The following is a 22,978-nucleotide window of genomic DNA, read 5'->3' on the forward strand; positions in this document are numbered from 1 at the left end:
GGCTTTCTGTTCTCTACGCCCCTCCCCCCGCTTGCGGCGGGGAGGGCTCGGGGTTTGCCAATAACTCCCCTCCCCCTTGCGGGGAGGGGTCGGGGGTGGGGGTCAGCGCATTCTGAATAACAGCAAGCACGCCTTCGATGTTGCTCAACACGTCATGGTTCCAGAAACGCAAGACTCGATATCCTCTCTCTTCGATCTGCCGCGTCCGGTGCATATCAGCCGCGTTCTCCGCGTGCTGACCGCCATCCAGTTCGATGACAATCTTTGCGCGCCGGCTGGCAAAATCCGCGATGAACGGACCAATCAAAGCCTGACGCCGGAAATGCGAGCCGCTCAGCGCAATGTCATGCCGAAGCCGATGCCATAGCACCCGCTCGGCTTCGGTCGGCTGTGCGCGCATGCGATGCGCGAACTGTCGCTGACGATCATCCATAGTCCGCGATTGAAGCACATAGGCCAATGCCTGTGGACCCCCACCCCCGACCCCTCCCCGCAAGGGGGAGGGGAGCATAGGCATCGCGCCTCTCACGCCGCCCTTCCCGCTTCGGTGTGCACCCAAGCTTCGCCGCATGCCTTGGCGAGTTCGCGCACGCGCAGGATGTAGCTCTGCCGCTCGGTAACCGAGATCACGCCGCGCGCATCGAGAAGATTGAACACATGGCTGGCCTTGATGCACTGGTCGTAAGCCGGCAGCGCCATCAGATGCGCCTCGCGCTTGCCATCCTTCCATCCTGCATCGAGATATTTCCTGCAGGCGCTTTCCGCCATCTTGAACTGCTCGAACAGCATCGCAGTGTCGGAGTGCTCGAAATTGTGCCGCGAATATTCCTGCTCGGCCTGCAGGAACACATCGCCGTACGTGACCTTCTCGTCACCCTCGCGACCGTTGAAATTGAGGTCGTAAACGCGGTCGACGCCCTGCACATACATCGCAAGACGCTCAAGGCCGTAGGTGAGTTCGCCAGCGACCGGCGCGCATTCGACGCCCGCAACCTGCTGGAAGTAGGTGAACTGCGAGACTTCCATGCCGTCGCACCAGCATTCCCAGCCGAGGCCCCATGCGCCGAGTGTCGGGCTTTCCCAGTCGTCCTCAACGAAGCGCACATCGTGCAGATGCAGATCGACGCCGATGGCCTCGAGCGACTTGAGATACAGATCCTGAAGGTCCGGCGGCGACGGCTTCAGGATCACCTGAAACTGGTAGTAGTGCTGCAAGCGGTTCGGGTTCTCGCCGTAGCGGCCATCCTTCGGACGGCGCGACGGCTGCACATAGGCGGCGTTCCAGCGCTTCGGGCCGAGCGCGCGCAATGTCGTCGCCGGATGGAACGTGCCCGCGCCGACTTCCATGTCGTAGGGCTGCAGGATGACGCAGCCATGGTCGGCCCAATAGCGCTGCAATGTCAGGATCAGGCCCTGAAACGAGCGCTCGGGCCGCATGTGCGGAGGCAGGGAATCCATCGGAAATCTTCAAGCGTTGGAAAGGGGTGATTTGCGCGCGGACCGTATCGGCGCAGGCTAACGGAATCAAGGCGATAGCCCACCCTGATGCGGATTCCTACCTGAATTGGTGCGATTTTAGCGATCCTCCGAACGCCGGTTTAACCGCCCCGGCAAGCCGCCTTCCCGCGTCCGCACTTCGTTAGCAACTGCCCCCTAGCAATGGCTCCATTGCAACCAACGGCCGGGGAAAACCGGCGGTGCTGTTCGACAGGGACGACAATGATTGCCTTTCAGGTTCTGGCCGCCGCGGCCATCATGGCCGCACTTTGCATCATGACCATCAACGACGTGCGCAGGCACGGCTGATTTCAGGACAGACTAACCCGGCCTGTAGGTCCCGGTGTCGGGATCGCGGCGCAGCTTGGGCATGCTTTCCTGCTCGGCAGGCTTCGCCTTGCGCGCGTCATCGAGCTCACGGTTGATGCGCTTGCCTTCGCGCACCGCAAGGCGCACCAACGCTGCGCCACCCAGAATTCCGGCAGCGATCAAAATCAGCGGCGGCATGATCGGTCTCCCGTCCTACAATCCGTAACGCGCCCAGATCGCGCGCTCTTCCAGCGCCGAGATCAGGTCCTCTGAAAATCCCGGAAAACCCGGCAGCGCCGCTCCTGCACCGGGCTTGCGGCCCGCGAGCCCGGAGAGAAGCCCCGCCGCCGGCGCAATCACCGGCGTCTGCACCTTCTCGCCATAGCGCGCGCGCAGCACCGTGCGCAGGTCGCCGAGCGCATCCGCAAGACCGAGTTTCACCGCGCGCTCGCCGGCCCAGTATTCGCCGGTGAACAGATAGTCGCCCTCGCCTTTCAAGCGCGCGCCGCGGCTGTCCTTCACCAGCGTGATGAAGGTGTCGTGAATCTCGCGCTGGATCGCCTTCAGCCGCGCGACGTCGTCGGGATTTTCAGGAAGAAACGGATCGAGCTGCGACTTGTTCTCGCCGGACGTATAGACCCTGCGTTCGATGCCGACCTTCTTGATAAGATCGACGAAGCCGAACGTGCCGCCGACCACGCCGATCGAACCGACGATGGAGGATGGATCGCAGAAAATCTCGTCGCCCGCGCAGGCGATCATGTAACCACCCGATGCCGCGACATCCTCGACGAACACCAGCACCCGCAGCTTCTTCTCGGCGGCGAGCTGGCGGATGCGCTGATAGATCTGCCGCGACTGCACCGGCGAGCCGCCCGGCGAATTGATCACCAGCGCGACGGCTTTCGCGCCCTTGGTCGAGAACGCCCGCTCCAGCGTCCGGGATACACCCGCCAGCGACATGCCCGGCCGCAGCGGCGTCACCGCGCCGATCACGCCGGACAGGCGCACAACCGGCACCACCGCTTCGCCGCGCCAGCGCGCCGGCAGCAAGTTTTTCAACCTCTCGGCAAAGTGACCGCCGCCGTCATTCTCAGCCATGAAACGTCCTTCATCTTCACGGTTTATTATTCGGTAACTGGCATCAGGAGCCAACAGCACATTGAGCAAACGTTAAGCACGTCTTTTGTGCCGAAAATGCGTGCTAAGGGTCTGATCTGACGCGCTTTCCTTGAGCTTTCGCCATTGTCGGCGGAGCGCGCCCAAGAAACTGGAACGCACTTTGCTTTGCAACAGATACGCAGGCTGCAACGCCGCAGCCACTAAGGTGCAGAAATGAAGATTTACCTCCTGATCCTTTTGATTGGCGCCCTTTTCGCCGCCATCCACTTCACCCAGACACCCGAAACCGAGCCAAAGCGGGTAACCCAATAAGCAGGCAGCCTGCCTGCTGAGCGTTCAGCGGGTTACCTTCGCCAGCGGCAGAGCGGCTTTCCCGCCGAGGACAGCCTGAGCCTCGCGACCCGCCTTCCCATCCATATCGAGCAAGACCAGGCCGGGATGCAGCGCCATCGGCGCCCGCCCGCCCTTGATCGCGTTTACCAGCACGCGGATGGCCGGTGTCCCCGGACCCGGATGGACCGGCAGGATTTCGATGCTGCCGAACCCCCGCCCCAGCGCCGCCAGCACCTCGGCCAGTCCATCCGCCCGCCAGATCAGCGTCAGCACGCCGCCGGATTTGAGCATCCGCCGCGCCGCATGAGTCCAGGTCGCGAGCGTATCGGCCGCGGCCACATGCGCGGATTGCCGCGCCGGGTCCGGCGACGCCCGATGTCGGGCGGCATCGTTGAACGGCGGATTCATCAGGACACCATCGGCCGTATCGGGACCGAGGCCGGACACGGCGAAGACATCCGCGCTCGCGGTCACGTCGAATGTCAGCACCTGCGCGGCGATCTTGTTCGCCTCGGCATTGATCCGCGCCAGCGCCGCAAGCGTTTCGTCGATCTCCGTGAGCACCAGATCGAGCCCGGCGACGCGATGGGCCACGCAAAGTCCCGCCGTCCCGACACCCGCGCCGAACTCCACCACGCGATCGCCCGGTTGCGCCGGTGTCGCCGCGGCGAGCAGGACCGCATCATGACCCGCGCGGTGTCCGCGCCTTGGCTGGCGCAGCCGCAACTGGCCATCGAGAAACATGTCCTCGGTCACATCCGGAATGTCAGTCGGGGCGGGGTCAGTCATCGTCCCGCAGTTCATGAGCCAGACCCGCGTCGGTGAGCAGGCGGCGCGCGGCAACAGCATCGTCCTCATGGACCAGGATGCGCCGCGGCAGCACGCCCAGTGATCCGTCCATGATGCTCATGTTAGTGTCGAGCACGAGGTGGTGGATATTGGCGCCATCCAGCAACGCGCCTACCGCGGACACCAGCACCGCATCGTTGGTCCGCACCAATTCCTTCAAAACAGCCGCCTCCAGCGGTTGGAACGGGTTAGGTGGTCCGTTCGTTGCTCTTGCCGCATCGCACGGCAGTTTCTATTGTGGCCTTACATTCATCCGGAGACCGGACGTGGCGGTTATTGTACCCTTTGAGAGCCACTCGACGCCATCGATAGATCGGTTGGTTGAGCTTGTTGCGCCCGATATGGAGCGCGTCAACAGCACGATTCTGTCGCGCACCGGCTCGGAAGTGACGATGATCCCCGAGGTCGCCAACCACCTGATTTCGTCGGGCGGCAAGCGGCTGCGCCCGATGCTGACGCTCGCGATGGCCAACCTCACCGGCTACACCGGCGAGGGCCATATCAAGCTCGCCGCCGCCGTGGAATTCATGCACACCGCGACGCTGCTCCATGACGACGTGGTGGACGAAAGCGAATTGCGGCGAGGCAAGCTGTCGGCGCGAATGCTGTGGGGTAACGAGGCCAGCGTGCTGGTCGGCGACTTCCTGCTCGGCCAGGCCTTCCGCATGATGGTCGAGGTCGGCTCGCTGCGCGCGCTCGACATTCTCTCCTCCGCCGCCGCCACCATCGCCGAAGGCGAAGTGATGCAGCTCGCGGCGGCAAAGAACACCGCGACCACCGAAGACGAATACCTCGCCGTCATTCGCGGCAAGACCGCCGAACTGTTCGCTGCCGCCTCCGAGGTTGGCCCGGTGATCGCGAACCGCCCCAAGGCGGAACAGACGGCGTCCCGTTCCTTCGGCATGAATCTCGGCATCGCTTTCCAGCTGATCGACGACGTGCTGGACTACGGCGGCAAGGCCGCCAAGCTCGGCAAGAACGTCGGCGACGATTTCCGCGAAGGCAAGATCACGCTTCCGGTTGTGCTTGCCTTCCGGCGCGGCAACGACGCCGAGCGCGAATTCTGGATCAGAACGCTTGAAAAGGGCGAGATTGGCGACGGCGATCTCGATCACGCCATCGGTCTGATGACCAAGCATCGCACTCTGGAAGACACGATGAGCCGCGCGCAGCATTACGGCGCGATGGCGGTCGATGCGCTGGCGCTGTTCCCGCCGTCACCGATGAAGACTGCGCTCGAGCAGGTCGTCGCGTTCTGTCTGGCAAGATCGCACTGAAGCCACTCTTTCGTCATTGCACGCGAAGCAATCCAGCAGGAATGCGCCGCATCCAAGAAGCTGGATTGCTTCGTCGCTAACGCTCCTCGCAATGACAGAAAATTATGTCAGCTCAGCACGCCGGCGTGAACCCACCATGCCGGATATGCGCGCGCGATCAGTTGCGCAGCGGCACGCGCATCGGCTTCACTTGCAAATATCGCAAAGCATGTCGCGCCCGATCCTGACATGCGGGCAAGCCGAACGCCGTCCGTTTCGCGCAGCGCCTGGAGCACATCGCCGATAATCGGCTCGACCTTCAATGCAGGCTTTTCGAGATCGTTGGTGCCATGTCCAATCGCCTCGATCCACGCATCGAATGACGCGCCGTCCTCCGGCCAGCCCCGCGACAGCATCACATCACCGATACCGGCAAGAAGTTCGCCCTTGCCGAGACCGAGCGCTGTGAACACATCCTTGGTGGCAACGCCGACGCGCGGATTGACCATCACGCACGGCATCGCGGGAATATCCAGCATCGACAGATTCTCGCCGACACCGGTCATGGTGCAGGCACGCGAGGCGAGACAAACGGGAATGTCCGCGCCGGTTTCGCGCGCGACGCTGACAATGCGGGGGTCGTCGATCGCAAGGTTGTTCGCCCGCGCCAGCAGCCGCAACGCCGCCGCCGCATCCGCGGAGCCGCCGCCGATCCCGGCCGCGACCGGCAGATGCTTGTCCAGCGTGAAACGGCCCAGCGTCAGCCCCGGAATGCGTTCGCCCAGCAGCAACGCGACACGCACCACCAGATTGTCAGACATCTCACCGCAGTCCTTCGCACCGGGACCGCCGGTCGCAAGAAGAAGGTCGGGGCCCGGCGTCAGCGTCAGCGTGTCCGCACAGTCGGCGAACACCACGAGACTCTCGATGTCATGATAGCCGTCGGCGCGGCGGCCAAGAACACGCAAGGTGAGATTGACCTTGGCGCGCGCGGTTTCAGTCAGCAGTGTCATCGGGATCAGCCATTCCGGGCGAAAACAGATCGCGCGGGCTCGCCTGCGCCTCAGCGGTTATTGAGGACAATGGATTGCCGGGTCAAGCCCGGCAATGGCATCGCGAGGCGCAGCCGACGGCGGAAACGGCGATCAGCCGCCCCGGCCGTCTTCCTTCTTCTTCTCGGCGGCCGCCGCGTTGGACGTGTCCTCCGGCAGGCCGTCGCGCAGCTTGGCCTCGATCTTCGGAAGTTCCTCCGCCTCAGGCTTGAGGTCGCGGGCATGGGCCCACTGGAATTTGGCTTCCAGCGTCCGTCCGACGCGCCAGTAGGCATCGCCCAGGTGATCGTTGATGGTGGGGTCTTCCGGCTTGAGGTCGATCGCGCGTTCGAGATGCTTCACGGCATTGTCGTAATCGGCGATGCGATAGTAGGCCCAGCCCAGCGAGTCCACGATGTAACCGTCGTCCGGGCGCTGATCGACAGCGCGGCGGATCATCTTCATGGCGTCGTCGAGATTGATGCCCTGATCGATCCAGGAGTAGCCGAGATAGTTCAGCACGTGCGGCTGCTCGGGCTGCATCTCGAGCGCCTTCTTCAGATCGACCTCCGCCTTCGCCCACTGCTTCGAGCGCTCGAAGCAGATGCCGCGGAAGTAGTAGAGCACCCAGTTCTGCTTCTCGGCGCCGGCCTGCGCCTCGATGCCCTTGCCGTAGGTCTCGCCGCAATCGGCGAACTTCTTGCGGGCGCGCTGGATATTGCCCAGCGCCATGATCGCCTCAAGGTCCTTCGAATCCTCGGCGATCACGGTGTTGAGAATCTTGATGCCCTCGTCGGTGCGATCCACCGCGTCCAGATCGGTGGCGAGCTGGATCTGCGCATTGCGCTTGAGCGGCGAATTCGCGGGCACGCGCTCATAGACCTTGATCGCCATCTGCGGCTTCTTCACCGACTCATAGAGATCGGCGAGCGACAGCAGTGCGAGCGAATGGTTCGGGTTGAGATAGAGCGCGAGCTGGAGATAGACCAGCGCGAGATCCTCGCCGCCCCGGCGCGTCAGCGATGCGCCGATGCCGTACAGCGCCTCGGCCGCACCCTGCTGTGGATTTTCAGCCAGCGGGGCGAGCTTCTTGCCCGCCTTGGTCTCGCGAATGCCTTCCACCACCAGCGGATGACGCGCGAGCTTCTTGTCGAAGCCTTCATAGATGGCGGCGGCCGCAGCCGGGTCCTTGTTGCGCGACAGCCAGCGCGCATAGGCGTCCGACACGCGCAGCGCCGAGTCGTCGAGCTTGTAGGCACGCTCGAAGCGGACGCCGGCTTCCTTCTGCTTGTTGGCCAGTTCCAGGATCATGCCGGAATGCAGGTCCTTGAAGATCGGGTACCACTCCGGCCCCGCGAGCTTGTCGATGGCGCTGATCGCGGTCTGGGTGTTGCCCGCGCCGTAGCTCGCCCAGCCCGACAGCAGCGTCGCGACCAGATCGGTGATCGGCCCGCGGACCGACTGATTGATGTTCTGCTGCGCGGCGCCGTATTGCTTCTGCTTCAGCGAGCGCACGCCCGCCACCAGCCGCGCGACGCGATTGTTCTTGTCGATGGTGAGAATGCGGTCGGCTAGCTTCACGGCTTCGTCGATATCGCCATCGGCAAGCGAGGCGATAAACGCGCGGTCGAGCAGTTCATTGTTCTTCGGGTCCGAGCGCAGCGCGGCGCGATAGAACGCCGCGGCAGCAGTCGCATCGCGATCGACGCTGGCATGGCGCGCGGCGAGGTAGCTGCCGGAGACCGTGAGACCGATCAGATCGCGCGCACTTGGATACGGCGCCTGCTTGGCGTCTTCGCTGGCGCTTGTGCGGGTCTGGGCCGCAAGCGGACCGGCGGACGCAAGAACCGATGCGAACGCGAGAGTGGCGACGGCCACGCGGCTGAAACGACGTTGGAGGATCACGCTCGCCGGCTCCATGGATTGAAAGGGGTGCGACCGGTCAGGCCAGCAGCACCGGGACAATGGCTTGTTTAGCCCGCATCCGCAAGGATTCGAGCGGCCGGTCGAGGAGCCCAGCTACTGTGGCGCAATCGTGGCCGGTCCGCGAATCTCGCGCAATCGTGCTCACATTGACTGATAATTAGGCCCGCCGCCGCCTTCCGGCGGAACCCAGGTGATGTTGCCGTTGGGGTCCTTCACATCGCAGGTTTTGCAGTGGACGCAGTTCTGCGCATTGATCTGGAACCGCAAATCCGCGCCCTCGCCAACCCACTCATAAACGCCCGCCGGGCAATAGCGGTTCGAGGGACCCGCGAACACATCGTGCTCGGAGGTCTTCTGCAGGTTCATGTCCGCGACCTTGAGATGGATCGGCTGATCCTCCTCGTGGTTGGTGTTGGACAGGAATACCGACGACAGCCGGTCGAAGGTCAGCTTGCCGTCAGGCTTCGGTCCGGGAATCGGCTTGTGCTGTTTGGCGGGATCAAGCGTCTTGCGATCGGGCTTGGCATGCGACTGGGTGCCGAAGAATGAGAAACCGAACAGCGTGTTGGTCCACATGTCGAGACCGCCGAGCGCGACGCCGATCACGGTGCCGAACTTCGACCACAGCGGCTTGACGTTGCGGACCTTGAACAGGTCCTTGCCGACGGCGGACTCGCGCCAGCTGTTTTCGTACGCGACCAGTTCGTCATTGGCGCGGCCCGCGGCGAGCGCCGCAGCGACGTGCTCGGCGGCCTGCATGCCGGTGCCCATCGCGTTGTGCACGCCCTTGATGCGCGGCACGTTGACGAAGCCCGCGGCGCAGCCGATCAGCGCTCCGCCCTTGAAGGTCAGGCGCGGCACCGACTGATAGCCGCCCTCGGTGATCGCGCGCGCGCCGTAGGCGATGCGCTTGGCGCCTTCAAAGACCGGGCTGATCTTGGGATGGGTCTTGAAGCGCTGGAATTCCTCGAACGGCGACAGATACGGATCGTCGTAGTTCAGATGCACCACGAAACCGACGGCGACGAGATTTTCGTTGTAGTGATAGAGGAACGATCCGCCGCCGGTGGACATGTTCAGCGGCCAGCCGAAGGAATGCTGGATCAGCCCTTTCTTGTGCTTGGCCGGATCGATCTGCCAGACCTCCTTGAGGCCGATGCCGAACTTCGAGGGCTCTCGGCCCTTGTCGAGTTCAAACTTCGCAATCAGCTGCTTGGTGAGCGAGCCGCGCGCGCCTTCGGCGAACAGTGTGTACTTGCCGAGCAGCTCCATGCCGCGCGTAAAGCTGTCCTTCGGCTTGCCGTCGCGGCCGACGCCCATGTCGCCGGTGGCGATGCCGCGCACCTCGCCGTTCTCGCCGTACAGCACCTCAACGGCAGCGAAGCCTGGATAGATTTCAACGCCGAGCGCTTCGGCGCGCGGGCCAAGCCAGCGGCAGACGTCGCCGAGCGAGCCGATGTAGCAGTGATGGTTGTCCATCAGCGGCGGCATCATGAAGTTCGGCAGCTTGATGGCCGCGCTTCCCGTCATCCAGAAGAACTGATCGTCCTTCACCTGGGTCTTGAGCGGGCAGTCGGCGTCCTCGCGCCAGTCCGGGACCAGCTTGTCGAGCGACACCGGATCGATCACCGCGCCGGACAAAATGTGCGCGCCGACCTCGGAGCCCTTTTCAACCACGACCACGCTGAGATCCGGATTGATCTGCTTCAGACGGATGGCTGCGCTGAGGCCCGAGGGGCCTGCTCCGACGATCACAACGTCGAATTCCATGGAATCGCGTGGCGGCAGCTCTTCGGTGCTCATGATCTCATCTCAAAATGGGGTGGTTCAGAATGCTTCTAATCATCGTTCTTCCCGATTTTTGACGCAAGAACAACCCCGTTTCGCTGCAACGCAATCCGATCTACATTGGGTCTCGTGACCGCCCCCGAACAAATGCCCACCGCGCGCCAACTTCTCGCTTTCTATCTGGAAGCAGGGGTGGATTGTGCGTTGTCGGAGACCCCGGTCAATCGTTTGTCCGAAGACGCGGCAACCGAGGAACGGCCGGCGGCCAAACCCGCGTTGTTCCGCACTGCGAACCCTGCGCCCGCGCCGGTGCGTGCGGAGCCCGTGCCCGCACCCGACGCCGCAATCACATCAGCGCGCGAGATCGCGCCGAGGGCCGCGTCATTGCAGGAACTGCGCGACCTGCTCGAACGATTCGACGGCTGCGCGCTGAAGTCGACCGCGACGCGGCTGGTGTTCGCCGACGGCAATCCACAAGCGAAGATCATGTTCGTCGGCGAAGCGCCGGGACGCGACGAGGATCTCGAAGGACTGCCGTTCGTCGGACGCTCCGGCAAGCTGCTCGATTTGATGATGGCGTCGATCGGCCTCGACCGCACCACGGCCTACATCGCCAATATCATTCCGTGGCGGCCGCCCGGCAATCGCGATCCGTCGCCGCAGGAAACGCAGATCTGCCTCCCCTTCATCCGGCGGCAGATCGAACTGGTCGATCCCGACGTGCTGGTCTGCCTCGGCAAGCCGTCGTCACAGGCAGTGCTCGACCTCAAGGACGGCATCATGAAGACGCGCGGCAAGTGGTTCGACTACGACACCGGCACACGCAAGATCAAAGCGATGGCGACCTTCCATCCGGCCTATCTGCTGCGGCAGCCGATCTACAAGCGGATGACCTGGCAGGACCTGCGCGCGATCCAGAAGGTTCTGCAGGCCGGCAAGACAAACTGAGCCAGCCTCTTTCCACCTGCATCGCAAGCCTCGCATGGCGGCCATATCAGGATTGGCCGTAGAATAATCTCCTATTTACATCCATAAACGCGGAAAGAAATAACCGCGAAGCATTGACGATGAATATGACGGTCAACACGGCAGAAGCCATTGACGACACGCGCGCGCGGGCGAATGTCCGCCGTCTTGCGGTCGCACAGGCCCTGACCGGCGCGAATGCCGCCGTGGTGTTTGCGACCGGCTCGATCGTCGGCGCGACGCTCGCGCCCAGCATGTCGCTCGCGACCCTGCCGCTGTCGATCTACATGCTCGGCCTCGCGGCCGGCACGCTGCCCACCGGCATGATCTCGCAGGCTTACGGCCGCCCCGCGGCCTTCATCGCAGGCACCGCGTGCGGAGCGCTGTGCGGCCTCCTCGCCGCGATCGCCATCCTGCAAAGCTCGTTCGCCCTGTTTTGCTTCGCGACGTTCCTCGGCGGCGTCTACGGCGCGGTCTCGCAATCCTATCGCTTCGCCGCGACCGACAGCGCCAGCGCCGCGTACCGGCCGAAGGCGATCTCGTGGGTGATGGCGGGCGGCGTGTTCGCAGGCGTGCTCGGCCCACAGCTCGTGCAGTGGACCATGGATCTGTGGCCGCCTTATCTGTTTGCGGTGAGCTTTCTGGTTCAGGCCGTCGTTGCGCTGATCGCGATGGCGGTGCTTGCCGGCGTCAATGCGCCCAAGCCTGTCGCCGCGCAAATAACCGGAGGACGGCCGCTCACCGAGATCATCAAACAACCACGGTTCATCGCCGCCGTGATCTGCGGCGCGGTCTCGTACACCGGCATGAACTTCCTGATGACGTCCGCCCCGCTGGCGATGAAGTTCTGTGGACTGTCGCTGAGCGATTCCAACTTCGGCATCCAGTGGCACATCGTCGCGATGTTCGGGCCGAGCTTCTTCACCGGACATCTGATCGCGCGCTTCGGCGCGGCGAAGGTCGCCGCGGTCGGCCTGATCCTGGAAGCCATCGCCGCCGTGATCGGACTCTCGGGCATCACCGCGATGCATTTCTGGGCGGGACTGTTCGTGGTCGGCGTCGGCTGGAATTTCTCGTTCGTCGGCGCTTCCGCACTGATCGTGGAGACGCATGGCCCGCAGGAAGGCAAGAAGGTTCAGGCCTTCAACGATTTCATCGTGTTCGGCCTCGTAGCGATCGGTTCGTTCTCTTCGGGCCAGCTGCTCGCCAGCCATGGCTGGTCGATGGTCAACATCGTCGTGTTCCCGGCGGTGGCACTCGCGCTGACAAGCCTCGTGCTCGCCGCGCTGACGCAGCGGCGCGTGGCGGCCTGATCAGCCGATTGCAAATTTCACCACGAAGACAATTGCGAGCAGCATCACGGCGGGCTTTGCATCCGAGAAGCGGCCCGCGAGAATTTTGATCACCGCATAGGTGATGAAGCCAAGCCCGATGCCGGTCGCGATCGAATAGGTCAGCGGCATCGCAATGGCGGTGACAACCGCCGGCGCGTACTCGGTCACGTCGTCCCACGCCATGTCCGCAAGACCGCGTGTCATCACGCAGGCAACGTAGAGCAGCGCGGCAGCGGACGCATAGGCCGGCACCATCCCGGCCAGCGGCGCGAAGAACAGCGCCAGCAGAAAGAACAGCGCGACAAACACCGCGGTCAGTCCGGTGCGCCCGCCGGCGGCGACGCCGGAGGCGCTTTCGATGTAACTCGTGGTGGTCGAGGTGCCGATCAGCGCGCCGAACATCGCGGCGAAGCTGTCCGCCATCAGCGCCTGCTTCATGCGCGGCAGATTGCCGTCCTTGTCGAGAAAACCTGCCCGGTGCGTGACGCCGATCAGCGTTCCGGCATTGTCGAATACGTCAATGAACAGAAAACTGAACACCACGACCAGGAATGTCAGTTCGGTGGCGCGCGAGAAATCGAGCTGGAACAGGGTCGGCGACAGCGACGGCGGCAGCGACACAACGCCGGTGAAGCTGGTAAGCCCCATCGGCAGCCCGAGCAGCGAGACCGCGAGAATGCCGATCAATGTGCCGCTGGCAATGTTGCGCGCATTCATGGCCACGATCAGCGCGAACCCCAGCAGACACAGCACGGGGGCCGGATTCGCGACACCGATCGGCCCCGCAGTGACCAGTGTCGCGGGGCTGGCGACAATGATCCTGGCCTGCTCGAGCGCGATGATCGCGAGAAACAGCCCGACACCCGCGGAGATCGCGAACTTCAGGTTTCGCGGAATGGCGTCGATGACATATTCCCGCAGCCGGAAAAACGTCAGCGCGAAGAAGATCACGCCTGAACAGAACACCGCGGCCAGCGCCTGCTGCCATGTGTACTTGTAGCCGAGCACCACGGTGAACGCGAAGAACGCGTTGAGCCCCATGCCGGGCGCAAGCGCGATCGGGTAATTCGCCAGAAACGCCATCGCCAGCGACGAGACCGCCGCCGCAAGGCATGTGGCGACGAACACCGCGCCCTTGTCCATGCCCGCATTGGCAAGGATCGTGGGATTAACGAACACGATGTAGACCATGGTCAGGAACGTCGTGAACCCCGCGACGAATTCGGTGCGGACGTTCGTGCCGTTTTGGGTGAGGCCGAACCGGCGATCGACGATGGATTCCAGGGACGTCTGCGACGGTTCGCTCATCTCGCCTCGCTGCTATCTCGGCCTCGGCCGCACAATGGCCCAGCCGATCCGCAACAGCGGCTGGCGGCCCCTGACCGTGCGCTCGAACGCGCGCGGCACTTCCGGCACAAGACCGGGAAAGCGTTTCTGAATATCTTCGGGAGGGGTGCCTGCGGTATCCGCAGCGCGCCACACCACCACGCCGCCACTCTCGTTGAAGCGCGCCGACGTCATCCACGGCGTCTGCTGCGGTGTCGCATCGAACATCACATGCGGGCGCGACGCCGCGGCGAAGCCGATCAGCGTCGCGATCTGCGGATCGCCCGCGACCGCCGCGAGCGGACGGCCGGTGCGCCGCTCAAAGCTCTCGCCGAAGAAGCGCCCGATCTCGCTCGCCGGAAGCGATGTCTTCACCTCGGCGCTTCCGATCCACGGCTGGATGAAGGTGATGCCGAGAATGACGGCCACCGGCGCCGCCATGATCACAAGCCACACCGAGCGCAAAAGCTGTTGCCGCCGCAGTGCGATGAGATCGCCCGCGGCGACGATGATGGCGAGCCCGGACAGCAGCAGCGCAACGCCGTCGCCGCCGATGATCTGATCCCTGTCAAACAGCGCCGCAATGAAACTCAGAACAACGGGCGGGACCAGCGCGAACACGTAAACATAGAGGCGCGCATACGGATCGAGCGGCGGACGGAAGATCAGCGGCGGATCGTCCGCCTTGCGGTCGAGGTAACGCGAGTTGACGATCAGCAGCAGCACCACGCCCGAGAGCGCGAACAGCAGCCCGGCCAGAAGTTCGCCCCATCCGAGCAGCCGGTCCTGCAACTGCGTCACCGCCGGCAATGACGGCAGCATCGCCGCATCCGCCCGCAGCAGCCACACCAGATAGGGCAGCACCACCACGAACACCACGACGGCCGCATAAAGCGGATCGGTCGAGAGCAGCGCGCGCCTGCCCTTATGGGTCGCCAGCACAAAGAACGCGAGCATGACCAGCAGCGGCAGCGCCGCCGACGTAGTCAGGATCAGGAGACCGATCTCGACCGGCAGCATGAACCACGCGCTGCGCCGCCCCTGCCCGATGATCTGCCAGGTATGAAGCAGCGTCAGCGCCCAGAGTGGCCGCGCGAGCATCAGCGGACCGAACTCGGCGCCGGGAAAGGCGAAGGCGGTGATGGTCGCGGTCAGTCCCACCGCAAGAACCGCCTGCTGCCCGCCGACGATGGCGCGGCCGAGCGCGAACAGCGCCCAGAACGTCACGATGAAGCAGAGCTGCGACAGCAGGTAGACGCCGAAGATGTGATTGCCGGACAGGCGGAAAGCGACATCGGCGAGCCAGAACGCCGCGGGCGGACCGAGATGGGTGCCGACCTGATATTCCCGGCCGAACGCCAGCACCGTGGCGACTTCGCCCGGCGGGCTTCCATACAGCAGCCAGGGCAGGAACAGCCACAGCGCCGCCTGCGCCAGCACCACGAGCCAGAAGATCAGGCGGGGCCGGGCGCGGACCAGTTCAACGATCAGGGAGGTGAAACGCATGAAACGCCTGAGCCGAGAGGTTCGTCACTGATAAAGTGCACAAGGCGATCAGGCAACCGAACCGCTCAGATCGCCGCGACGGCCTCTTCGGGCGACATGACCATCTCGATCTGGGCAGCCTTCGGAGTGTCGTCGTCCCCAAAATGCTTGCGGCGCGACGCCGCGACAGGCGCGAAAAAGCGGCGGTGATGGACCGTCGGGCCGAGCCGGTCGAGCGCTTCGAGATGCGCCGGAACACCGTACCCCATGTGCTGCTCGAAGCCGTAGCCGGGGTAATCCTGTGCCAACCGGCACATCAGCCGGTCGCGCGAGACCTTGGCGACGATCGAGGCAGCCGCGATCGACACAACAATACCGTCGCCGCCAATCACCGCCTCGCAGTCGCAGGACACGGCCAGCCGGTCGCGGCCGTCGACAAACACATGCTTCGGCGTCTCGGGCAGCGCACGCACCGCGCGCGCCAGCGCCCACAGCGATGCACGCAGGATATTGTCGCGATCGATCCGCGACGGCGGCGCCGTGACGACAGACACCAGTGCGGTGGCGCAGATTTCCTCGAACAGTTCCTCGCGGCGCTCCCGCGTCAGGCGCTTGGAGTCATCGAGTCCCTTGGGAATTCGTTTCGGATCGAGAATGACAGCGGCGGCCACCACCGGACCGGCGAGCGGTCCCCGTCCCGCCTCGTCGCAACCCGCGACCGGCCAGACACCGCGCTTGATCAGCGCGCGCTCGCGGCGAAAGCTCGGCGGCGTAACGGCAATGACACCGGTTGGCTTTGCTTTCTTTGCAGCAACGGGAACTGCGGAGGGCTTTGTTCGACTCATGCGGCTATGCTTGCGTTCTTAAAGTAGAACGCGCAACCGCTAATCCCCACTATTATTCCGGCAGATGAACACGCCTGTCATCCCCGACCTCAATGCCGGGGGCAATGACAACTTCCCAGGGATGGCCGTCGGGATCGGTGAAATATCCCGAATACCCGCCATAATCGGTGCGATGCGCGCCCTTTTGCAGCCGCGCGCCTTGAGCGACGGCGAACGCCAGCACGTCATCGACTTCGCTCTCGCTTCGGCAGTTCCACGCCATGGTGATTCCCCGAAAGCCTGCGGGCTGCGGCTGCACCGGAATAGCGGCATCCAGCGCCAGCTTGTCCCATGAATACAGCGCCAGAACCGTCGCACCGGTGTCGAAAAACGCGACTTCCTCGCCTGTCACTTGGAGCTTTCGCTCAAAGCCCAGAGACTCGTAAAACGCGATGCTCCGGCGCATGTCGCTGACACCGAGGGTCACGACGGTGAATCGCGCAACCGGTTTGGGGAGACTCATCACACAGCGCCCTTTGCAGTCAGAACAGATCCAGTTGCTCGTTTGCGGGCTTGGGCCGCGCAAAGTGCGCGGTCGTCAGCCTGGAACGCCGCTTGTTGAGGCCGAGCTTCTCGCACGCGATCTCGAACCGCCGCCCGATCATCCATGCCATCGGCCCGGTGCCCTTCATGCGGGTGCCCCACTGCGAGTCGTAGTCGCGGCCGTCGCGCATGTCGCGGATCAGCGTGAAGACGTGGCGATAGCGGTCCGGATAATTCGCCATCAGCCACTCGCGGAACAGATCGCGCACTTCAAGCGGCAGCCGCAGCAACACATAGCTCGCTTCCTTGACCCCGGCATGCGCGGCGGCATCCAGAATGCGCTCGATCTCGGAATCGTTCAGCGCCGGGATCACGGGTGCGACCATCACCGTGGTCGGAATTCCGGCCTCCGCCAGCAGTCGCAGCGCCTCCAGCCGCTTCGGCGGGGTCGCGGCGCGCGGCTCCATGGTGCGGGCGAGTTTGGGGTCCAGCGTTGTCACCGAGATCGCGACCTTGGCGAGATTGCGTTTCGCCATCCGCGCCAGAATGTCGATGTCACGCGTCACCAGCGCGGATTTCGTGACAATGCCGACGGGATGCCCGGTGCGCTCCAACACTTCGAGAATGCCGCGCATGATTTTGTGCTCGCGCTCGATGGGCTGATACGGATCGGTATTGGTTCCGATCGCGATCATGCGCGGCTCGTAGCCCGGCGCAGACAGTTCCTTTTGGAGCAGTTCCGGCGCGTCGGGTTTGGCGAACAGTTTGGACTCGAAATCGAGCCCCGGCGACAATCCGAGATAGGCGTGGGTCGGACGCGCGAAGCAATAGACGCAGCCGTGCTCGCATCCCCGGTACGGATTGATCGAACGGTCGAAGCCGATATCGGGCGAGTCGTTGCGGGTGATAACCTTGCGGGCGGTATCGACGGCGACAGTGGTCTTGAAGGGAGGCAGGTCTTCGAGACTCTGCCAGCCGTCGTCGAAAGTGACGCGCGCCTCGGCCTCATAACGTCCGCTGACATTGGACTGCGCGCCGCGGCCCCTGCGCCGCTGGCGGTCGATCGCCACTTCAATCTCGGCAAAGGGAGAAGGACCACCCGCCGGATCAGAGGGCGGCGTCACCGGCGGGTGTTTGAGGGCATGGGATGCATGACTCATGGAAAGAACATAACATCGCATGAGAACAAAACAAGAACTTCAGCAACCCCTCCCACAGATTCTTTTGAAGCCCGTTCGCCCCGGCGGGGTTGTTCCGAGGGTGACCGGCCCCGGATCACGGCCGTTAATGAATGCCGCAAAAAGCTGCACCTGACGGGCTGTCCTGAGTGTGACAAGATGATAACGATGCCGCATCTGTCGTCCGGCTATCACATATTTCACCAAGTCATGATCAGCGTTGTCATTCCCACCGAAGGCGTCGAGCAACCCGTTGTTGCCACCCTCGCGGCCCTCGTGCCGGGTGCCGCCGCCGGCATCATCCGGGACGTGGTGCTGGTCGATCGCTCGCAGACCGACACCATCGAGCGGGTGGCGGATGTCGCCGGATGCAATTTTCTGAAGTTCGACGGCTCGCGCGCTGCGGCGCTCGCGGCGGGCGCCGAGCAAAGCCGGTCTCCCTGGCTGCTGTTCCTGCTTCCGGGCGCGGTGCTGGATTCGGGCTGGATCGACGAAACCTCACAATTCATCCAGAACGTCTCCCTGAGCGGCCGCCAGCGGGCCGGCATCTTCCGCTATGCGCGCGCTCCTTATGAAGACGCCACGGTGCGCGACGGGGTGAAATCGCTCGCGCGCTTCATCTCCGGCCCCTCTCCCGACCAGGGCTTGCTGATTTCCCGCGATCATTATGAGCGGGTCGGCGGCTATGCCCCCGCTGCGCGACGGGCGGAGGCCAAACTGATCTCGAAGATCGGCCGCGCCGGCCGTGCGGTGCTGCGAACCCGGATTTTCGTGGCCGCCTGATAATACTTGACCGCGTCAACTTATTAGTTGACCCCGTCAACAATCATGCCAAAATGCCCGTCACATCAGGACGAGGCATTGCTGGCCGATGGACACCCTTCATGACAGCGGAAACGGCGGCCGGATCGCCGCGATCCGGCGGTTCAACCGCTTCTACACCCGCAAGATCGGCGTGCTCGAACAGCATCTGCTGGAAAGTCCGTTTACGCTGACAGAAGCCCGCGTGTTGTTCGAACTGGCGCATCGCGATGGCGCCCTCGCCAAGGAGATCGGCGCCGGGCTTGGCCTCGATCCGGGGTACCTCAGCCGCATCGTCCAGGCTTTTACCGATCAGGGACTGATCACGCGCAAGCCGGTCCCCGCCGACCGCAGGCAATTCGAACTGGCGCTCACCGCCAAGGGCAAGCAGGCCTTCACCCGTCTCGAGCGCGCATCCCATGATGAAGTCGGCAAGATGATCGCGGCATTGCCGGCGGGCGGCGAAGAACGCCTTGTCGCCGCGATGACGACCATCGAACGGCTGCTTGGCGACGAAGCCCCGCGTCCCGAAGTGACCTTGCGTACCCACAAGCCCGGTGACATGGGCTGGGTCGTGCAGCAGCATGGCATGCTCTATGCGCGCGAGTACAGCTGGGACATCTCGTTCGAAGCCCTGTGCGCGGAGATCGCGGCGCAGTTCCTGAACAATTTCGATCCCGTACGCGAACGATGCTGGATTGCCGAGATGGACGGCCAGCGCGTCGGCTCGGTGTTTCTGGTGAAGCACACCGATGACGTGGCGAAGATTCGTTTGCTGCTGATCGATCCGGCGGGACGCGGTTTCGGGATCGGCAAGCGGCTGGTCGACGAGTGCATCGCTTTCGCGCGCGATTGCGGCTACCGCAAGATCACGCTGTGGACCCAGAGTATGCTGCTTGCCGCGCGCGGCATTTACCAGAAAGCAGGGTTCGTGCATGTCGCGACCGAACCGCACCACAGTTTCGGTCACGACCTGATCGGCGAGACGTGGGAGCTTGACCTGTGATGTCCTCGCGTCGCGAACCAGCGCGGCGCATCACGCCGGACCTCATCGCGTTTCACAAGATCGACGCGAAGCGCCTTCGTCTTGAAGCACGTCGCCACGCCTTGCGGAGGGTCTTTGCGTGGCTGGTAAAAACTCTCAGCCAACGATAGTTGCCGGTCCTACTTCGCCTTGCCGCGCTTCAGATGCTCGTCCAGCCGCGGCATGATCTCGACGAAGTTGCACGGCTTGGTGCGGTAATCGAGTTGAGCCGCCAGAATGCCGTCCCATCCGTCACGGCATGCCCCCGGCGAACCCGGCAGGCAGAAAATATAGGTCGCACCGGCAACGCCGGCCGTGGCGCGGCTCTGAATGGTCGATGTGCCGATCTTGGCGTGGCTCATCATGTGAAACGCGATCGAGAAACCGTCCATCCGCTTCTCGAACAGCGGCTCGACGGCTTCAGGCGTCACATCGCGGCCGGTGAAGCCGGTGCCGCCGGTGGTGATGACCACATCGACGCCGGGATCGGCGATCCACGCTCTCAGTTTCGCGCGAATCGCCTCGACATCGTCGGTGACGATGTCGCGGGCGGCGAGACGATGGCCTGCCGCCGTCAACCGGTCCACTAGCGTCGTGCCGGATTTATCGTCGGCGAGCGCGCGCGTATCGGACACGGTCAGCACCGCGATGTTGAGCGGGATAAAAGGACGGGCATCGCTGGCTACAGACATGACGGCTAAAGCTGCACGCCGGGCGCGAACGTGTTGCAGGCCTGCACGCTGCCCTGCTGATAGCCGGTCATGAACCAGCGCTTGCGCTGCGCGGCCGATCCGTGCGTGAACGAGTCGGGCACGACGCGGCCCTGGGCCTGCCGTTGCAGCGTATCGTCGCCGATCGCGGACGCGGTCTGCAACGCCGCATCGATGTCGCCTGCTTCGAGGAAGCCGGGCCGCTTCTTCTCCTCGCGATTGACCCACACGCCGGAGAGGCAGTCCGCCTGCAGTTCGACGCGGACCTGGATCGCATTCGCCTCGGCCTTGCTGCCGGCCCGTTCCTGCATCTGGCGCGCCTTGTCCAGGATGCCGAGCAGGTTCTGGATGTGGTGACCTGCCTCATGCGCGATGATGTAGGCCGCGGTGAACTTGCACGCATTGCCGGAGCAGCCGCGGAACCGGGTCTCGACCTCTCGGAAGAATCCGGTGTCGAGGAAAATCTGTTTGTCCGGCGGACAATAGAATGGGCCCATGGCCGACTGCGCCATACCGCAGCGGCCGCCGTTGGTGGCATTGCGGAACAGCACGATACGCGGGCCGCGGTAGGTCTGACCGCTGGCCGAGAAGATTTCGCTCCAGCGGTCGTCGATTTCGCCGAGCACGCCGGCGATCATGCTGCCCATTTCGTCCGTCGGTGCGCCGGCCTTCGGCGGGCTGCTGGTCCTGCGGTCGGTTTGATAGGTGGGCGCCTGCTGGCCGCCGGTGAGAATTTCCGCGCCGCCGATCAGAATGCGCGGGTCGATTCCGACCGCCCAGCCGATCAGGCCGAGCACAATGACGGTGCCGATGCCGAGACCGCCGCCTCCGCCCATCGGAAATCCGAAACCGCCGCCTCCGCCGCCGAAACCTCCGCTGTCGTCGCGGCGGTCGTCGATGTTGTCGCTGCGGCGAAAGTCATCGTAACGCATCGGAAATCTCCTCAACCGGCAAGCGCGTCATGGCGACACGCAACGGAGCCGCAAAGTAACTGTTAACGATTCATACCGCGCCCGGCAAAAATTGCCTAGTGCGGCATTTCGATGTGTTTCCACTCCGTGACATGAATGCGGGCTGAATTCCGCAGTGAAACACGCGCTGCACCGGCAATTCCAGCCGTTGACTGCATGGCAGCGGCGCATGTGCGTCTTGCAATTCGCGATGCGCACGACGTTTCGGAATCAATTTCGAATTCGTCACAAACCTTTTTGCGATTAAGCCGATTTTTACCTTGGGCATTCATGGTGATGACAGTCGGATTTGTTGGTCCCGCGTCGCCGACTGCGTCGCCTGAGTCAGGTTTTGAGTCATGGTAGTGTCGCGTCGCGGGGCGTCTGCAAAGGCGCCCCGCACTCAATTTGAAATGCCCAGTTCGCATATCGTCGTCGGCGATTGCGTCGCCGAGATGTCAAAGATGCAGGCCGGCTCGGTCGACCTGGTCTTCGCAGATCCTCCGTACAATCTGCAATTGAAGGGCGATCTCAAGCGTCCCGACGAATCGCATGTCGATGCGGTCAACAACGACTGGGACAAGTTCTCCTCCTTCGCCGCCTACGACGACTTCACGCGTGCTTGGCTGCTTGCCGCCCGCCGCATCATGAAACCGTCGGCGACGATCTGGGTGATCGGCTCCTATCACAACATTTTCCGCGTCGGCGCGATCATGCAGGACCTCGGCTTCTGGGTTCTCAATGACATCGTGTGGCGCAAGACCAACCCGATGCCGAATTTCCGCGGCCGCCGCTTCACCAACGCCCATGAGACGATGATCTGGGCGGCGCGCGACGAGAACGCCAAGGGCTATACCTTCAATTACGAAGCGCTGAAGGCGGCCAACGAGGACGTGCAGGCGCGTTCCGACTGGTTGATCCCGCTTTGCACCGGCGACGAACGCCTCAAGGGCGGCGACGGCAAGAAAGTTCATCCGACGCAGAAGCCGGAAGGTTTGCTGGCGCGCGTGCTGCTCTCGTCATCGAAGCCCGGCGACCTCGTGGTCGACCCTTTCAACGGCACCGGCACCACAGGCGCTGTCGCCAAGCGCCTCGGCCGCCGCTATGTCGGCTTCGAGCGCGATCAGACCTATGCAACGGCCGCCGAAGCGCGCATCGCCGCCATCGAGCCGCTGCCGGAAGCAACACTCGCTCCGTTCATGACCGCCCGCGGTGCACCGCGTGTCGCGTTCTCCGAACTGGTCGAGCGCGGGATGATCGTGCCCGGCACCAAGCTGGTCGATTCGAAGAAGAAGCACGCCGCCCTGGTGCGCGCCGACGGCGCCATCATGCTCGGCGACAAGGTCGGCTCGATCCATCGCATGGGCGCGCTCGCCCAGGGCGCCGAAGCCTGCAACGGCTGGTCGTTCTGGCACGTCGAGACCATGAAGGGTCTCAAGCTGATCGACGAACTGCGCGCCGAAATCCGCAGCGAGATGGCGGCGGGCTGACCCGCCGTCCATCGTTACGCCTGCCAAAACGGCTTTTCGATCTCGAACGCGATCTCCGCCCAGCTCATTCCCATATCATTGAGCTGGCGCTCGCTCATCGCCGCGAGTTCGCGGCGATCGCGGATACGCTTGCGCCATGTCCTGACGATGCTCAGAACATCGCGAACGCCGTCGCGTATGGTGGCCGGCAGCACACGACCGAGCCGCGGCCTCGCATCCGGACAAACGCGATCCAA

At 63.7% G+C, this 22,978-nt stretch carries 23 protein-coding genes; 6 read left to right on the plus strand and 17 right to left on the minus strand.

All coding sequences use genetic code 11. From position 1 onward, the window contains the following. Positions 1-13 precede the first annotated feature (13 nt). From I554_RS26245 to I554_RS0105475, 6 genes are all read right to left on the minus strand, one after another. On the minus strand, positions 14-433 hold the full coding sequence (locus I554_RS26245; protein ID WP_244432718.1) for a DUF559 domain-containing protein: 420 nt from the start codon (positions 431-433) through the stop codon (positions 14-16). A 92-nt stretch (positions 434-525) separates the two neighbouring features. Continuing rightward, the gene (locus I554_RS0105450) at positions 526-1,458 is read right to left on the minus strand and encodes a glycine--tRNA ligase subunit alpha (protein ID WP_024576053.1); all 933 of its coding nucleotides are present in this window, start codon (positions 1,456-1,458) and stop codon (positions 526-528) included. A 360-nt stretch (positions 1,459-1,818) separates the two neighbouring features. After that, complete coding sequence (locus I554_RS0105460) at positions 1,819-2,004, minus strand: hypothetical protein (protein ID WP_024576052.1); 186 nt, start codon at positions 2,002-2,004, stop codon at positions 1,819-1,821. Positions 2,005-2,019: 15 nt separating this feature from the next. Further along, entirely contained in the window at positions 2,020-2,907 is an 888-nt protein-coding gene (locus I554_RS0105465; protein ID WP_024576051.1) for a S49 family peptidase, read from the minus strand. A 357-nt stretch (positions 2,908-3,264) separates the two neighbouring features. Beyond that, positions 3,265-4,050, minus strand: a complete 786-nt coding sequence (locus I554_RS0105470; protein WP_024576050.1) for a methyltransferase — start codon at positions 4,048-4,050, stop codon at positions 3,265-3,267. Beyond that, complete coding sequence (locus I554_RS0105475) at positions 4,043-4,270, minus strand: DUF2007 domain-containing protein (protein WP_024576049.1); 228 nt, start codon at positions 4,268-4,270, stop codon at positions 4,043-4,045. The genes I554_RS0105470 and I554_RS0105475 overlap by 8 nt, the downstream gene beginning before the upstream one ends. A gap of 106 nt (positions 4,271-4,376) precedes the next feature. Here I554_RS0105475 and I554_RS0105480 point away from each other — a divergent pair, with 106 nt between their 5' ends. After that, positions 4,377-5,387: a polyprenyl synthetase family protein gene (locus I554_RS0105480; RefSeq protein WP_024576048.1), complete on the plus strand. Its 1,011-nt coding sequence runs from the start codon at positions 4,377-4,379 to the stop codon at positions 5,385-5,387. 107 nt (positions 5,388-5,494) lie between these two features. On the opposite strand, the gene I554_RS0105485 is transcribed toward I554_RS0105480, so the two are convergent. The 3 genes from I554_RS0105485 to I554_RS0105495 all read right to left on the minus strand — a co-directional run bounded on the left by I554_RS0105485 (position 5,495) and on the right by I554_RS0105495 (position 10,126). After that, positions 5,495-6,379 (minus strand): 4-(cytidine 5'-diphospho)-2-C-methyl-D-erythritol kinase, encoded by an 885-nt coding sequence (locus tag I554_RS0105485; RefSeq protein ID WP_024576047.1) that lies wholly within the window; start codon positions 6,377-6,379, stop codon positions 5,495-5,497. A 132-nt stretch (positions 6,380-6,511) separates the two neighbouring features. After that, positions 6,512-8,317 carry a tetratricopeptide repeat protein gene (locus tag I554_RS0105490; RefSeq protein ID WP_029659750.1) on the minus strand — a complete coding sequence of 602 codons (1,806 nt, stop codon included), beginning with the start codon at positions 8,315-8,317 and terminating at the stop codon, positions 6,512-6,514. A 147-nt stretch (positions 8,318-8,464) separates the two neighbouring features. Further along, complete coding sequence (locus I554_RS0105495; protein ID WP_024576045.1) at positions 8,465-10,126, minus strand: electron transfer flavoprotein-ubiquinone oxidoreductase; 1,662 nt, start codon at positions 10,124-10,126, stop codon at positions 8,465-8,467. Positions 10,127-10,258: 132 nt separating this feature from the next. Here I554_RS0105495 and I554_RS0105500 point away from each other — a divergent pair, with 132 nt between their 5' ends. Then, positions 10,259-11,059, plus strand: a complete 801-nt coding sequence (locus tag I554_RS0105500; RefSeq protein WP_029659749.1) for a uracil-DNA glycosylase — start codon at positions 10,259-10,261, stop codon at positions 11,057-11,059. Between the two features lie 125 nt (positions 11,060-11,184). Beyond that, positions 11,185-12,390, plus strand: coding sequence for an MFS transporter (locus I554_RS0105505; protein ID WP_029659748.1), 1,206 nt, complete (start codon positions 11,185-11,187; stop codon positions 12,388-12,390). Here the strand turns inward: I554_RS0105505 and I554_RS0105510 are convergent, their stop codons facing one another. From I554_RS0105510 to I554_RS0105530, 5 genes are all read right to left on the minus strand, one after another. Continuing rightward, positions 12,391-13,719, minus strand: coding sequence for an NCS2 family permease (locus I554_RS0105510; RefSeq protein ID WP_034461868.1), 1,329 nt, complete (start codon positions 13,717-13,719; stop codon positions 12,391-12,393). A 12-nt stretch (positions 13,720-13,731) separates the two neighbouring features. Further along, positions 13,732-15,243 (minus strand): glycosyltransferase family 39 protein, encoded by a 1,512-nt coding sequence (locus tag I554_RS0105515; RefSeq protein ID WP_024576041.1) that lies wholly within the window; start codon positions 15,241-15,243, stop codon positions 13,732-13,734. Positions 15,244-15,308: 65 nt separating this feature from the next. After that, positions 15,309-16,067, minus strand: a complete 759-nt coding sequence (locus tag I554_RS0105520) for a ribonuclease HII (protein WP_024576040.1) — start codon at positions 16,065-16,067, stop codon at positions 15,309-15,311. Between the two features lie 52 nt (positions 16,068-16,119). Further along, positions 16,120-16,569: a VOC family protein gene (locus tag I554_RS0105525; protein ID WP_024576039.1), complete on the minus strand. Its 450-nt coding sequence runs from the start codon at positions 16,567-16,569 to the stop codon at positions 16,120-16,122. 19 nt (positions 16,570-16,588) lie between these two features. Next, on the minus strand, positions 16,589-17,749 hold the full coding sequence (locus I554_RS0105530) for a PA0069 family radical SAM protein (protein WP_024576038.1): 1,161 nt from the start codon (positions 17,747-17,749) through the stop codon (positions 16,589-16,591). Positions 17,750-17,977: 228 nt separating this feature from the next. Between I554_RS0105530 and I554_RS0105535 the strand changes: the two genes are divergently transcribed. After that, positions 17,978-18,550, plus strand: a complete 573-nt coding sequence (locus I554_RS0105535; protein WP_024576037.1) for a glycosyl transferase — start codon at positions 17,978-17,980, stop codon at positions 18,548-18,550. A gap of 88 nt (positions 18,551-18,638) precedes the next feature. After that, positions 18,639-19,574, plus strand: a complete 936-nt coding sequence (locus tag I554_RS0105540; protein WP_024576036.1) for a helix-turn-helix domain-containing GNAT family N-acetyltransferase — start codon at positions 18,639-18,641, stop codon at positions 19,572-19,574. 158 nt (positions 19,575-19,732) lie between these two features. On the opposite strand, the gene moaB is transcribed toward I554_RS0105540, so the two are convergent. Together moaB and I554_RS0105550 are read right to left on the minus strand one after the other, a co-directional pair. Next, complete coding sequence (gene moaB, locus I554_RS0105545) at positions 19,733-20,284, minus strand: molybdenum cofactor biosynthesis protein B (RefSeq protein ID WP_024576035.1); 552 nt, start codon at positions 20,282-20,284, stop codon at positions 19,733-19,735. 5 nt (positions 20,285-20,289) lie between these two features. After that, complete coding sequence (locus I554_RS0105550; RefSeq protein ID WP_024576034.1) at positions 20,290-21,234, minus strand: neutral zinc metallopeptidase; 945 nt, start codon at positions 21,232-21,234, stop codon at positions 20,290-20,292. Positions 21,235-21,611: 377 nt separating this feature from the next. On the opposite strand from I554_RS0105550, the gene I554_RS0105555 reads away from it, so the two are divergent. After that, positions 21,612-22,742, plus strand: a complete 1,131-nt coding sequence (locus tag I554_RS0105555) for a site-specific DNA-methyltransferase (RefSeq protein ID WP_024576033.1) — start codon at positions 21,612-21,614, stop codon at positions 22,740-22,742. Between the two features lie 14 nt (positions 22,743-22,756). Here I554_RS0105555 and I554_RS25430 read toward each other — a convergent pair whose 3' ends face one another. Beyond that, on the minus strand, positions 22,757-22,978 hold the full coding sequence (locus tag I554_RS25430; RefSeq protein ID WP_024576032.1) for a DUF1127 domain-containing protein: 222 nt from the start codon (positions 22,976-22,978) through the stop codon (positions 22,757-22,759).

The sequence above is a fragment of the Afipia sp. OHSU_II-C1 genome (assembly GCF_000497575.1).
GTDB lineage: Bacteria > Pseudomonadota > Alphaproteobacteria > Rhizobiales > Xanthobacteraceae > Afipia.

Coding starts and splice junctions, on each gene's coding strand:
- I554_RS26245 (WP_244432718.1), bottom strand. CDS start 433: ATGGATGATCGTCAGCGACAGTTCGCGCATCGCATGCGCGCACAGCCG.
- I554_RS0105450 (WP_024576053.1), bottom strand. CDS start 1,458: ATGGATTCCCTGCCTCCGCACATGCGGCCCGAGCGCTCGTTTCAGGGC.
- I554_RS0105460 (WP_024576052.1), bottom strand. CDS start 2,004: ATGCCGCCGCTGATTTTGATCGCTGCCGGAATTCTGGGTGGCGCAGCG.
- I554_RS0105465 (WP_024576051.1), bottom strand. CDS start 2,907: ATGGCTGAGAATGACGGCGGCGGTCACTTTGCCGAGAGGTTGAAAAAC.
- I554_RS0105470 (WP_024576050.1), bottom strand. CDS start 4,050: ATGACTGACCCCGCCCCGACTGACATTCCGGATGTGACCGAGGACATG.
- I554_RS0105485 (WP_024576047.1), bottom strand. CDS start 6,379: ATGACACTGCTGACTGAAACCGCGCGCGCCAAGGTCAATCTCACCTTG.
- I554_RS0105490 (WP_029659750.1), bottom strand. CDS start 8,317: ATGGAGCCGGCGAGCGTGATCCTCCAACGTCGTTTCAGCCGCGTGGCC.
- I554_RS0105495 (WP_024576045.1), bottom strand. CDS start 10,126: ATGAGCACCGAAGAGCTGCCGCCACGCGATTCCATGGAATTCGACGTT.
- I554_RS0105500 (WP_029659749.1), top strand. CDS start 10,259: ATGCCCACCGCGCGCCAACTTCTCGCTTTCTATCTGGAAGCAGGGGTG.
- I554_RS0105505 (WP_029659748.1), top strand. CDS start 11,185: ATGACGGTCAACACGGCAGAAGCCATTGACGACACGCGCGCGCGGGCG.
- I554_RS0105510 (WP_034461868.1), bottom strand. CDS start 13,719: ATGAGCGAACCGTCGCAGACGTCCCTGGAATCCATCGTCGATCGCCGG.
- I554_RS0105515 (WP_024576041.1), bottom strand. CDS start 15,243: ATGCGTTTCACCTCCCTGATCGTTGAACTGGTCCGCGCCCGGCCCCGC.
- I554_RS0105520 (WP_024576040.1), bottom strand. CDS start 16,067: ATGAGTCGAACAAAGCCCTCCGCAGTTCCCGTTGCTGCAAAGAAAGCA.
- I554_RS0105525 (WP_024576039.1), bottom strand. CDS start 16,569: ATGAGTCTCCCCAAACCGGTTGCGCGATTCACCGTCGTGACCCTCGGT.
- I554_RS0105530 (WP_024576038.1), bottom strand. CDS start 17,749: ATGAGTCATGCATCCCATGCCCTCAAACACCCGCCGGTGACGCCGCCC.
- I554_RS0105535 (WP_024576037.1), top strand. CDS start 17,978: ATGATCAGCGTTGTCATTCCCACCGAAGGCGTCGAGCAACCCGTTGTT.
- I554_RS0105540 (WP_024576036.1), top strand. CDS start 18,639: ATGGACACCCTTCATGACAGCGGAAACGGCGGCCGGATCGCCGCGATC.
- moaB (WP_024576035.1), bottom strand. CDS start 20,284: ATGTCTGTAGCCAGCGATGCCCGTCCTTTTATCCCGCTCAACATCGCG.
- I554_RS0105550 (WP_024576034.1), bottom strand. CDS start 21,234: ATGCGTTACGATGACTTTCGCCGCAGCGACAACATCGACGACCGCCGC.
- I554_RS0105555 (WP_024576033.1), top strand. CDS start 21,612: ATGGTAGTGTCGCGTCGCGGGGCGTCTGCAAAGGCGCCCCGCACTCAA.